Source organism: Pseudoduganella sp. UC29_106 (assembly GCF_044055365.1).
Lineage (GTDB): Bacteria > Pseudomonadota > Gammaproteobacteria > Burkholderiales > Burkholderiaceae_D > Rugamonas.
Genome location: NZ_CP171977.1, coordinates 5915058 through 5926053, shown reverse-complemented (window position 1 = coordinate 5926053; position 10996 = coordinate 5915058). Strand labels below are relative to the sequence as shown.

Annotated in this window: 11 protein-coding genes and 1 pseudogene; 6 read left to right on the top strand and 6 right to left on the bottom strand. The window is 59.3% G+C overall.

From position 1 onward, the window contains the following. Positions 1–160: 160 nt before the first annotated feature. The 3 genes from ACHMW6_RS29535 to ACHMW6_RS29525 form a co-directional block, all read right to left on the bottom strand. Positions 161–535, bottom strand: coding sequence for a MarR family transcriptional regulator (locus tag ACHMW6_RS29535; protein WP_395402363.1), 375 nt, complete (start codon positions 533–535; stop codon positions 161–163). 180 nt (positions 536–715) lie between these two features. Beyond that, positions 716–2038 carry a tyrosine-type recombinase/integrase gene (locus ACHMW6_RS29530; RefSeq protein WP_395402361.1) on the bottom strand — a complete coding sequence of 441 codons (1323 nt, stop codon included), beginning with the start codon at positions 2036–2038 and terminating at the stop codon, positions 716–718. A 278-nt stretch (positions 2039–2316) separates the two neighbouring features. Then, complete coding sequence (locus ACHMW6_RS29525; protein ID WP_395402359.1) at positions 2317–2541, bottom strand: hypothetical protein; 225 nt, start codon at positions 2539–2541, stop codon at positions 2317–2319. A gap of 123 nt (positions 2542–2664) precedes the next feature. Here ACHMW6_RS29525 and ACHMW6_RS29520 point away from each other — a divergent pair, with 123 nt between their 5' ends. Next, complete coding sequence (locus ACHMW6_RS29520; protein WP_395408746.1) at positions 2665–2931, top strand: ubiquitin carboxyl-terminal hydrolase 14; 267 nt, start codon at positions 2665–2667, stop codon at positions 2929–2931. A gap of 121 nt (positions 2932–3052) precedes the next feature. On the opposite strand, the gene ACHMW6_RS29515 is transcribed toward ACHMW6_RS29520, so the two are convergent. Further along, entirely contained in the window at positions 3053–3766 is a 714-nt protein-coding gene (locus tag ACHMW6_RS29515) for a PEP-CTERM sorting domain-containing protein (RefSeq protein ID WP_395402357.1), read from the bottom strand. Between the two features lie 777 nt (positions 3767–4543). After that, positions 4544–5023 (bottom strand): DUF3016 domain-containing protein, encoded by a 480-nt coding sequence (locus ACHMW6_RS29510; protein WP_395402355.1) that lies wholly within the window; start codon positions 5021–5023, stop codon positions 4544–4546. A gap of 152 nt (positions 5024–5175) precedes the next feature. On the opposite strand from ACHMW6_RS29510, the gene ACHMW6_RS29505 reads away from it, so the two are divergent. From ACHMW6_RS29505 to ACHMW6_RS29490, 4 genes are all read left to right on the top strand, one after another. Further along, positions 5176–5658, top strand: a complete 483-nt coding sequence (locus ACHMW6_RS29505; protein WP_395402353.1) for a cupin domain-containing protein — start codon at positions 5176–5178, stop codon at positions 5656–5658. A 67-nt stretch (positions 5659–5725) separates the two neighbouring features. Continuing rightward, positions 5726–6163 (top strand): MarR family winged helix-turn-helix transcriptional regulator, encoded by a 438-nt coding sequence (locus ACHMW6_RS29500; RefSeq protein ID WP_395402351.1) that lies wholly within the window; start codon positions 5726–5728, stop codon positions 6161–6163. Between the two features lie 160 nt (positions 6164–6323). Next, entirely contained in the window at positions 6324–7949 is a 1626-nt protein-coding gene (locus ACHMW6_RS29495; RefSeq protein ID WP_395408745.1) for an MFS transporter, read from the top strand. A 23-nt stretch (positions 7950–7972) separates the two neighbouring features. Then, the gene (locus tag ACHMW6_RS29490) at positions 7973–8431 is read left to right on the top strand and encodes a tautomerase family protein (protein WP_395402349.1); all 459 of its coding nucleotides are present in this window, start codon (positions 7973–7975) and stop codon (positions 8429–8431) included. Here ACHMW6_RS29490 and ACHMW6_RS29485 read toward each other — a convergent pair. Continuing rightward, entirely contained in the window at positions 8406–9341 is a 936-nt protein-coding gene (locus ACHMW6_RS29485; protein ID WP_395402347.1) for a LysR family transcriptional regulator, read from the bottom strand. The genes ACHMW6_RS29490 and ACHMW6_RS29485 overlap by 26 nt on opposite strands. 110 nt (positions 9342–9451) lie before the next feature. On the opposite strand from ACHMW6_RS29485, the pseudogene ACHMW6_RS29480 reads away from it, so the two are divergent. Further along, positions 9452–10946 (top strand): annotated as a pseudogene (locus tag ACHMW6_RS29480) (CoA-acylating methylmalonate-semialdehyde dehydrogenase). The last annotated feature ends 50 nt before the right edge of the window (positions 10947–10996 follow it).

Below are 10996 nucleotides of genomic sequence, written 5' to 3'. Positions count from 1 at the left end.
GAGACTTTTCATAATTACTCCTCTAATTAATCGCGACGTCCTATTGCCCAAGGCACCACCAATTCTGGGCAGGCGTCAAAACACCAGTATCCCTGGCATCCGTATGACTGCAAACCAAAGTCCGGGGTCTGGAACCCGACTACCGGGTCAGCACGACAACTTATGCAAACATCACTTCTAATCTAAATTGCTGGGCAGCCACGCTCACTTCCTTGATGCGGCCATGACCTGGCAATACGCGAGATTCGATTATAACCAAGCCTACTTTAGCAAGCTGGTCTACGTCGCGCTTAACGGCATCGCGATCCCGGTGTAAGCGTCGCGAGATTGCAGAAATGGAACCAGGTTGGTCTTTTATAGCCCGGAACAATGCGAGCCTACCCGCCGTCAGCAACTTAAGTACGTCTTCAGGGTCTTCGTAGGTGATTATGCTTTCTGCGGATATCGGCTTGCTCTGGTCTACCAACTGCGCGATCATTCGCCCGCGCTGGAAAAATTCGGTTGGGGTGCCAGTTCTTATGGTGAACCTACTCATTTGCGCTCCTGCAATGCAATCCTGTCTCGTTCAAAGCCATCCTCAATATCTTCAAAGCTCTAGTATCGGCAGGCTCAGCGGCGTCGATTTTGTGCCCGTGTTAGCTAGTATTGGCATTATCATAGCCCTACCTTACTCTTGTTGCTGTACAAGTCGGTGACTCCAACAGATTCTCCGCTGTCAAAGAGCGAGTGCTTGAAGCTCTCGGACTTCCGGGCCGAAATCAATGTTCGCTTGGCTGAGAATCCAGTTTTCCAGCTTCTCATGATGAATCCGGAGCAGGTCCAATGGCCGATTTGTATAGTGTTTCTCAACCGTAGCACTCGGCTTATGCCCTTGGATCTGAGCTATCACACCGGCTGGAAGGTCGAGCCATTCCGACAGAGACTTGAAAGATCGCCTCAGGCCGTGCAACGTTAGCCCTTCGATGCCAGCAACAGCGCACACGGAGTTGAGCTGATAGTTCGGGCTGGTGATATGCCCACCTTTCGTACTTGAGAATACCCAGGGATTACGGCGGGGCAGGACTGCAAGGAGGTTCGCTACATATGGAGTTAACGGGATTTCACGCTCCCCCTCCACTTTATCCCTGATGATAAGCCCCTTCCAACGAAGGTTCAGATCTTCCCACCGCATGGACCTAATTTCTCCTGGCCTTGCACCAGTGAGAAGCAGCGTTTGCAGGTATGCTGCCATCACTGGATTTCCAAGACTACGAACCGCGGCAAACCATGCTGCCAACTGATCCCGCTGTAGTGAGTCTCGTTTAACGCCCGGCTTGCCCAGTACTTCCCTAGCTCTTTTGCTGCTGGCAGCATTGGCGGAAACTGCGCTGCCATAAGCAGGATGTTCAATGCACCAGTTCAGGAAAGCCTTGAGCATTCGGTGCGCCAGTCTCGCACTTGTTGGCCTTTTTGCGGCCTCGGATTTTGCCCATGCTTCGATACGTTCCGGTACGAGATCGACAAGGCGTAAATCTGCCAGAGAGGCAAGTGGACCAGGCTCAGTCACTTTTTTCTTGCTTCGAGTTCGAGGCTCTCCACCTTCCTTGATGAGTTTGAAGTGGTCAGAGTGGTGGCGCTCGCCCCAATGGGGAGCGCGGTCTGCGATATACAATTCCCACACTGTTTTCAAGGTGAGGGCATCCCGCGCTGCCGCATGTTTTGCAGCGGTTTCAGCGGCAGCCTTGTGGGCTGCGGTCGCCTTCAAAGCGTCGATTTCGTCTTGCTTGACTTGACGAGGATCTTTTCCACTGTCGACGATGGTTTGCAGGCGCCTTGCTTCACCCTCGGCTTGTTCGATCGTCCAAGCCATGGGCGAACCGATGGTCATGCGAATTGTCTTGCCAACCAAGGTTGATTGAAAGATGAACGCCTTGGCCCCTGTGCTTGTGGCACGAAGCGCTAGCTGATGCACTGTTGCGTGCCACAGGAATGACTGCGATCTGCCATCTTCGCACCTAAACGCCTCGATGCGTCCTGCTGTCAGTTTTACTCTCGACATTCGTTGCTGTGCCCCTGTCCGTTGATGAGTTCCATGTAACGGCTGTGTAAGTGAAATTTGAGTATATCAATGAATTCTCATCAACATCAAAAATCTTCTAAAAATCATCAAGTTAATGATTCTTAAGGAGTTTATTGAAATTTTCAACGCTGATCAACAAGCATGAATAGCGATTTTGGCGGACTCATAATCCGTTGGTGCCCGGTTCGACTCCGGGGAGGCCTACCAGTATCAAAAAAAAGCGGCTCAGGCACCCAGCCTGGGCCGTTTTTTATTTTTCAGTGCGAATGCTCATCAACCCAATGCCGCGCCCACGATTTGGCGTATGACACTGCAACCGGTGCTGAATCGGTGACGCAGAGTTCCGGGAACACATGTTCGTCCAGCCCTTGTCCTTCTTCACGCGAGATGGTGACTTGGGCAACGTAGCAGCTGTCATTCCTTCGGACCGGCTCACAATCGAGGATGAAGCCCCTGTAGCGAATGGCGCTGTGGATGGACATGATCTTCTCCCGGCGAGGTTCGGTTCATGTCAACAGTATAGGAAGTAAATTCCGATAAAGCTGTGCGATATTATTGGGCTTTAGCTGCTGCCGCGTTGGTCCAACAATCCCAGGGAGCTTATGATGGCCGCTAGTTGCGAACACTTCTCCGAGATCCATACTTACAGCGGCAACACTGTCGGCTGTGAAGAATGCCTGAAGACCGGCGACAAATGGGTACACCTCAGGCTTTGTCTCACTTGCGGCCACGTCGGCTGCTGCGACTCATCGCCGAACAAGCATGCGACGAAACACTTTCATGAGACGGGGCATCCGCTGATCAAGTCTGTCGAGCCTGGAGAGACTTGGGGGTGGTGCTACGTTGACAAAAAGATGTTTCCGGCGATTTGAAGCCTGTTGAGGGGCCGGCGGTTCAAAACCAAACCAAAGGCAAAGAACCGGTGGCAGCCCCACTGGGGCTGCCACCCTACCACATCGTGGCAGACACCTGCTTTTTGTCGTGGGTTCTTAGTCAGCCGGCGGCGCTTCGATTGCGGCGGCGCAGGCTAAGCATGCCGAATCCGATGGCGACGAGGGCGATCGTGCCAGGTTCGGGGACAGCGGCAGCCGGAGCGAAATCGGCATTGAAGCCGTTCAGCGTCAGGTTACGATCGGGGAAGGGCGCGAAGGTATCGAGCACCAGTCCGAAGCGCAGCACATCGGCGCTGCCTAGCAACGCGAGGGCGGAAGCGTAGGTGGTGAAGGGGCTGCCGCCGCCGAATGCGGAGGTGTCGTAACGGCCGGCGTCGTTATTGCCGATGAGGTTAACGCCGCTGTAGGCGTTCAGCTCGGCATCCGTATTGACGTAATTCGGCGAGTCGCCCAGGTAGATCGAAATCGATCCATCTCCCACCGTGTCGTGATTCGTATCCAGCTGGATTCGCAGCCTCGGCGCACCGCCGCCTGCGCCGCCGGAATTGCTGACGAAGTTAGCGCTGAAGCTGGTGAGCTGGGAGAACGTGAATGCCTGGTCCGGATAGAACAGCACGTAGCTGAAGCTGTTTGCAGTGGCGGTGAGCGTATACGGCGGCGTGCTGCCCAGCGGCGTCGCCTGGTTGCCATCCGAGCCGTCACCGGTATCGTAGCTTCCTGTTACCGGGCCGGCGAAGGCGCTCGTAGAGATCAACAGCGTGACGCCTGCAAGCAATTTCGGCAAAGCGCGGGTGATGAAATTCGAATTCAGCATAGTCCCCTCTCTCATGGTTAACATCGAATTATCCGGCAGCTGAACCGCCGTTCTTCCCGGAGTGCAATTTGCATGCCACTGGGCAGCAAGTGCGCGTGATGTTCTTTAGAATCAAGGGATTAGCTAAAAAGTTAAAAATTCGATCAGACCAACAATGTAAACTGAGCGTAAAATTTTCCGACACAAATGAGTAACGTAACCGTCGGATGGTGCATTCAACTGCGCCGACAAAGCTCTCTTCCGATAAAAGCCAGGCCCATAAGACCGCCTACGGAAAAGAACAGTCTTGCCGAGTTGACGGCTTCAACCAAAAGTTCTGTTGAGAACACCGCGCCAAACATGCAAAGGAATGGGACGATGCAAATACCGTTTAGAAAGTCGGAAATGACCTCACGGTACTGCAGTCGAATGGGCTGAGTGCGACGTAATCGAAGTGCTGGGCGCACGCCACAAGCGGCCATCCCGACAAGGATCGTCGCCATTTCGAACGGGCTCCCGTCGAGCGAAATCAAGCTAAAGTACCTTTCGATACCTGAGCGCAGCGACGGCCAATACCCCGAGAGAACTGCTGATGAAATCACGGGCTGGCGATTCGCTTATGCCAAAGGCTCCGGCAAAGGCGAGTCCTGCCATTGCGCCGCAAAGGCAGAACCTCGCGAAATCAAATGTGCTGACTTGCCTGGACATTGATATCCCCCGTGTGACCAGTCTAACTCGTGAGATTAGACAATGCTGGCGCAAAGAGTTCGATGTTTGTGCCGGCGCAAACTGCGGGTGTCAGCGCCGCTGGAGTACATCCTTCCTGAACCAGTCCTCGAGCATTTGCTTCTCGTGGCCGTAGAGGTCCTGGTTGTAGCGGTTGATGCTCATCTGGTAGTTCGGGTCGGAGAGTTTGCTTTCGCCGCTGCGGATCACCTGTCCGTCCTGCTCGATCGAATAGCGGAAATGCATGCGCGGCCAGTCGGCCTGGCCTTTGAGGATGCGGATGTCGCGCACGGGCACGCGGGGGAAGACGTCGCCGGCGAGGTCGATGTCGAGGAACTCTACCTTGAGCACTTGCCCGGCAGGCAGCTGTTCGGACAGCCGATTCAGGTGCTGGTTGAAGATGTATTCCATCGACTCCAGGTCGCTGCGCCAGCGCGGCACGTCGGTCATCTTGTCAGTGTCGATGTAGGTGACCTGCGCGGTGGCGAAGGCGCCGCCGGACGCGATCATCAGCGCAAGCGCACTGGCGGTACGGTAGACGAGCTTGTTCATGGTGATTCCTTTTGCATGTGCAATTTCACTATACGCCCATTCTGGCGCAGTCGCGTGATATGTACATCGTGTAACAAAAGAAGTGATTCCTCTCCTGTTTATTGTTGGCGGGGGCAGGCATAGCATGTCCTTACCTCAACCAGGAGACCGACATGAACAAAGTAATCCTCGCTGCCATCCTGGCCCTTGCCGGCGCCGCGCATGCCGCGGACGATGCCAAGCCGTCCACGCTGCCGCTGAACCAGTTCGGCTCGGTGCTCGGCGAAAACCTGCAGTGGCAAGCCTTTCCCGCTTTCCCGCCTGAGGCGCGGCTGGCGGTCGTGGTGGGAAATCCGAAGGAGCCTGCGCCCTACGTGGTGCGCGTGAAGCTGCCGGCCGGCGTGAAGCTGATGCCGCATACGCATCCGGAGGATCGCATCTATACCGTGATGTCAGGCGTGTTCTACATCGGCATCGGCACGACCTTCGATCCCGACAAGCTGCAGGCTTACGCGCCAGGCTCCGTGCTGGTGCTGCCGAAGAACACGCCCCATTTCCACTGGGCGCGTTCGGGCGACTACATGACCCAGGTTTCCGGCGTGGGGCCGCTGGGCATCAAGTACATCCGAGAGGAGGACGATCCGCGCAATCATTGAGCCTTCCGCGCCATCGGCAAACCACGTGCTAACATAGAGTTCTCCAGCGCAAAGTTCGCCTACGTTCATGTTCACCGATTGCTACGCCACCCAGTTCCGCCGCTCCGCCAATGCCATCAGTCGGATTTATGATGACGAGCTGCGGCCGACGGGGCTGAAGATTTCGCAATTCAGTCTGCTGCGCGCGCTGCGTCGCCTGGGGGAGACGACGATGACGGAAATTGCGATCGATGTGGCGCTGGACAAGACGACCATCTCCCGCAATATCAAGGTCCTGATCGACGCCGGCTGGGTCGAAACCGGCACGCAGGAAGATGCGCGTTTCAAGACCGCGCGTCTCAGCAAGAGCGGGACGAAGAAGCTGGTGCAGGCCGAAGTCCACTGGCGCCGCGCCCAGCAGCGCGTGGAAAAGGAAGTGATGCCTTTCCTGAACGGCCCCGCCAACGAGCGCCTGCTCGACACGCTCCAGACCATCCAGAAAGCCGCTGCGGAAATCAGCAATTAAGTTCATTGACATTGGTTGCATCTGCAACTACTCTGAACGAGCTGCAGCGCCGAATACGCGGCTCTTTTTTCGCTCAAATGGTTGCAGCTACAACTATATCGGATCAAGGAGACACACTGTGGAAGCCACAGCCATTTACACGTCGGACAAGCCGCGCGGGATGACGCGCGAGGAGCGCAAGGTCATCTTCGCGTCGTCATTAGGTACCGTTTTCGAGTGGTACGACTTTTACCTCTACGGTTCGCTGGCCGGCATCATCAGCAAGCAGTTCTTCGCCGGCGTTAACGAGACGGCCGCCTTCATCTTTGCGCTGCTGGCATTTGCCGCGGGCTTCGCCGTGCGTCCCTTTGGCGCCCTGGTGTTCGGACGGCTGGGCGACATGGTAGGGCGCAAGTACACCTTCCTCGTCACGATCATGCTGATGGGCATATCGACCTTCATCGTCGGTGTGCTGCCCAATTACGCCGCGTGGGGCATCGCCTCACCGGTTATCCTGGTCGCACTGCGCCTGCTGCAAGGGCTGGCGCTGGGCGGAGAATATGGCGGCGCGGCGACCTATGTGGCCGAACATGCGCCCGAGGGCAAGCGCGGGGCGTACACCGCGTGGATACAGACCACGGCCACGCTGGGCTTCTTCCTGTCGCTGGCGGTGATCCTGATCGTGCGCCTGGGAATTGGCGAGACGGAGTTTGCCATCTGGGGCTGGCGCGTGCCTTTCCTTGCGTCGCTTGGCCTGCTCGGCATCTCGCTGTGGATCCGGCTCACGCTGAGCGAGTCGCCAATGTTCCGCAAGATGAAGGCCGAGGGCAAGACGTCGAAAGCGCCGCTGAAGGAAGCCTTTGGCAACTGGCACAATGTGCGCCTGGTGCTGGTCGCGCTGTTCGGGCTCGTGGCGGGTCAGGCGGTGATCTGGTACACGGGCCAGTTCTACACCCTGTTCTTCCTGACCCAGACCCTGAAGGTTGACAGCGTTACGGCCAACCTGCTGGTCGCCGGCGCACTGGTGATCGGCACGCCGATGCTGGTGGTGAGCGGTACGCTGTCCGACAGGATAGGCAGGAAGCCGATCATGATGGCGGGCTTCCTGCTGTCCGCGCTGCTCTTCATCCCTCTGTTCAAGACGCTCACCCACTACGCCAACCCGGCGCTGGAATCCGCGCAGGCGCGCTCGCCCGTGACCGTGGTCGCCGATCCCCAGCGCTGCTCATTCCAGTTCAATCCTGTGGGCACGGCCGAATTCACCCGCTCCTGCGATATCGCCAAATCCTTCCTAGCCAAGGCATCGGTGACTTACTCGAACGAGGCCGCGCCGCCGGGCAGCGTGGCGATGGTGCGCGTGGGCGCCACGGAAATTCGCAGCTTCGAAGGCGCCCTCCTGAGCAAGGCCGACGCTGTGGCGGCGCACAATGAGTTTTCGAAAGCGGTGGGCGCGGCCGTCAGGGTGGCGGGCTACCCGAGTAAGGCCGATCCGGCGCAGATCAATTATCCGATGGTGATCGCAACGCTGGCGGTGTTCATGTCCCTGGTGGCGATGGTATATGGCCCCATCGCCGCCACGCTGGTCGAGATGTTCCCGACCCGAATCCGCTACTCGGCCATGTCGCTGCCTTACCATATCGGCAACGGCTGGTTCGGCGGCTTCATGCCCACCATGGCGTTCGCGCTGGTCGCCACCACCGGCGATATGTACGCCGGCATTTGGTACCCAATCATTTTCGCCGCCATCGCCTTCGTCGTCTCTGCGCTCTTCCTGCGCGAGACCAAGGATGATGTGATCGACGCCTGAACCAATCCTAAAAGGAGAACACCATGCCTACATACCAGGTCTTCATGTCGCCGCAGTGCCTGAGCAAGGAAAGCAAGCAGCGCGTGGCGCAAGCCATCACCAGCACGCATCACGACGTTACCGGCGCCGCCAACTTCTTTGCGCAAGTGATCTTCAATGCCAAATCGGCGGAGGACTATTACCTCGGCGGCTCGCCGCTGAAGGCGCCGCACCTGTTCGTGCATGGGCACATCCGCGCGCGCAGCCTGGAGGTCAAGCAGCAGCTTGCCGCCCGGCTGCTGGATGCCGTGGCCGATGCTGCGCAACTGGACAAGCGCTACGTCTGGATCTACATCTCCGACCTGCAGCCGGAAGTGATGGTGGAATTTGGCTACCCGCTGCCGCCGCCGGGCAAGGAGGCGGAGTGGATGGCTACATTGGCGCCGGAGGACCTGGCCTATATGCAGGGCGTGGACTTCAAACCGCCCCAAAACCGCTCTTGAGTTCAGCCCGCAGGTAGTCCACATAAGCCCGTACGGCCCTCGGCACGTACGGGCTATAGGGACGCAATGCCAGCAGCTTTTCCCCGAACGCCCCCACCGGACGCCAGTCCGGCAGCACCACGGTCAACCTGCCGGCCGCCACGTCAGCCTGCGCGCTGAAGTCCGGCAGCAGGGCGATGCCCAATCCTCCCAACGCCGCTTCGCGCAGCGCTTCGCTATTGTTGGCGGAAAAACTGCCGCTGATGCCGACGCTAACGCGCTGCTTGTCGCCCTTTACGCGCTCGAAACTCCACGACGGCTGCTCGCCGCGGCGCAGATAGGTCAGACAGGCATGATCGGCCAGCGCCTGCGGCGTGTCCGGCGTGCCGTGCCGCTTGAGGTAGGCCTTCGTCGCCACCAGCACCGACCAAGTGTGGCATAAAGTCCACGCCACATGCGTCTCCGGCGCTGCATTGGTGTGCCGGATCGCCAGGTCGAAACCTTCCTGCGACAGAGAACTCAATCGGTCGGACAGTTCCAGCTCCACCCGCACCGCGGGATGTGCCTGCAGGAAGGCGCTCATGCGCGGCACGATCTGCTGCCGACCCAGGGCCACAGGCGCGGTCACGCGCAGCAGGCCGCTGGGCTGCAGGGCCTTGTCGCGCACGCTGGCGAAATGCTGGCTGATTTCCTCGAAGGGCAGGCGGGTCGAGTCCACCAGCTGCTGGCCCGCTTCCGTCAGTCGCACGCTGCGCGTCGTGCGCCGGACCAGGGCCACGCCCGTGGCGCGTTCCAGTTCGGCAATGCGCAGGCTGATGGCGGACTTGCTGACGTCCATGCACTGCGCGGCGGCCGTGTAGGAGCCGCTTTCCGCCAGCACGCCCAGCGTGCGGATATGGGACCAGAGGTCTTCGACTGTTTTGCTGTCCATAAGGTGATTGTCGAGTTTTTTAAACAGTGAATCAAGCCAAACCCGATTGTTGCGGCGCGGCGCGCTTCCTAGAATGTCCTTATCCGATTGATATTTGCGAGGAGACAGAAATGGAAGACGTGGTTCACTATATCGGCGGCCAGCGCCACGAGGGCAACGGCGAGCGCCGCCAGGCCGTGTACAACCCGGCAACGGGCAAGGTGGCGCGCCACGTGCGCCTGGCGTCCGTTGCCGATGTCGATGCGGCGGTCGCCGCCGCGCGCGCCGCCTTCCCGGCCTGGGCGGATACGCCGCCAATCCGCCGTGCACGCATCATGAACCGCTTCCTGCAACTGATGAACACCCACCGCGACACGCTGGCGGAGATGATCACGGCCGAACATGGCAAGGTTTTTTCGGACGCCCAGGGCGAAGTGGCGCGCGGCATCGATATCATCGAATTCGCCTGCGGCATCCCGCAGCTCTTGAAGGGCGACTACACGGAGCAGGTCAGTACCGGCATCGATAACTGGACCATGCGCCAGCCGATCGGCGTCGCTGCCGGCATCACGCCCTTCAATTTCCCCTGCATGGTGCCGTGCTGGATGTTTCCGGTGGCGCTGGCGGCCGGCAACTGCTTCATCCTCAAGCCCAGCGAGCGCGATCCGAGCGCTTCACTGTTCATGGCCGAACTGCTGGCGGAAGCCGGCCTGCCGCCGGGCGTGTTCAACGTTGTCCAGGGTGACAAGGTTGCCGTGGACCGTCTGCTGGAGCATCCGGACGTGAACGCAATAAGCTTTGTAGGCTCCACGCCCATCGCGCAGTACATCCAGCAGCGCGCCGCGCAATTCGGCAAGCGCGCGCAGGCGCTCGGCGGCGCCAAGAATCACCTGGTCGTGATGCCGGACGCCGATCCGGAGCAGGCGGTGGATGCGCTGATGGGCGCGGCCTACGGTTCCGCCGGCGAACGCTGCATGGCGATCTCGGTGGCCGTGCTGGTGGGCGATATTGCGGAGCACCATCGTGGAGCGCCTGTCGCAACGTGCCCGCGCGCTGAATGTCGGCCAGGGCATGGACCCGGCCGTGGAAATGGGACCGCTGGTCACCCGTGAAGCCTTGACACGCGTGGAAGGGTATGTGGAAGCCGGCGTGCTGGAAGGGGCGAAGCTGGTGGTGGATGGGCGCAATTGCACCGTGCCCGGGCACGAAGAGGGCTTCTTCACCGGTCCCACGCTGTTCGACCACGTGCAGCCCGGCATGCGCATCTACCAGGAGGAGATCTTCGGCCCGGTGCTTGGCTGCGTGCGCGTGCGCACTTTCGAGGAAGCGGTCGCCCTGATCAACCGCCACGAATACGCCAACGGCGTGGCCCTGTTCACGCGCGACGGCCACACGGCGCGCGAATTCGCGCGCCGCATCGAGGTCGGCATGGTCGGAATCAACGTGCCGATACCGGTGCCGATGGCGTGGCAGGGCTTCGGCGGCTGGAAGCGCAGCCTGTTCGGGGACATGCATGCCTACGGCGAGGAAGGCGTTCGTTTCTATACGCGCCAGAAGTCGGTGATGCAGCGCTGGCCGGTGGGTCCGGCGCACGGTGCGGACTTCGCGATGCCCGTCGCCCGCTAGCCCGGAGCGCACGGCAGGACGGAGTATTCGCGCTCCGTCTTTAACTTGTT

Coding starts and splice junctions, on each gene's coding strand:
- ACHMW6_RS29520 (WP_395408746.1), top strand. CDS start 2,665: ATGGCCGCTAGTTGCGAACACTTCTCCGAGATCCATACTTACAGCGGC.
- ACHMW6_RS29505 (WP_395402353.1), top strand. CDS start 5,176: ATGAACAAAGTAATCCTCGCTGCCATCCTGGCCCTTGCCGGCGCCGCG.
- ACHMW6_RS29515 (WP_395402357.1), bottom strand. CDS start 3,766: ATGCTGAATTCGAATTTCATCACCCGCGCTTTGCCGAAATTGCTTGCA.
- ACHMW6_RS29485 (WP_395402347.1), bottom strand. CDS start 9,341: ATGGACAGCAAAACAGTCGAAGACCTCTGGTCCCATATCCGCACGCTG.
- ACHMW6_RS29525 (WP_395402359.1), bottom strand. CDS start 2,541: ATGTCCATCCACAGCGCCATTCGCTACAGGGGCTTCATCCTCGATTGT.
- ACHMW6_RS29500 (WP_395402351.1), top strand. CDS start 5,726: ATGTTCACCGATTGCTACGCCACCCAGTTCCGCCGCTCCGCCAATGCC.
- ACHMW6_RS29495 (WP_395408745.1), top strand. CDS start 6,324: ATGACGCGCGAGGAGCGCAAGGTCATCTTCGCGTCGTCATTAGGTACC.
- ACHMW6_RS29530 (WP_395402361.1), bottom strand. CDS start 2,038: ATGTCGAGAGTAAAACTGACAGCAGGACGCATCGAGGCGTTTAGGTGC.
- ACHMW6_RS29535 (WP_395402363.1), bottom strand. CDS start 535: ATGAGTAGGTTCACCATAAGAACTGGCACCCCAACCGAATTTTTCCAG.
- ACHMW6_RS29490 (WP_395402349.1), top strand. CDS start 7,973: ATGCCTACATACCAGGTCTTCATGTCGCCGCAGTGCCTGAGCAAGGAA.
- ACHMW6_RS29510 (WP_395402355.1), bottom strand. CDS start 5,023: ATGAACAAGCTCGTCTACCGTACCGCCAGTGCGCTTGCGCTGATGATC.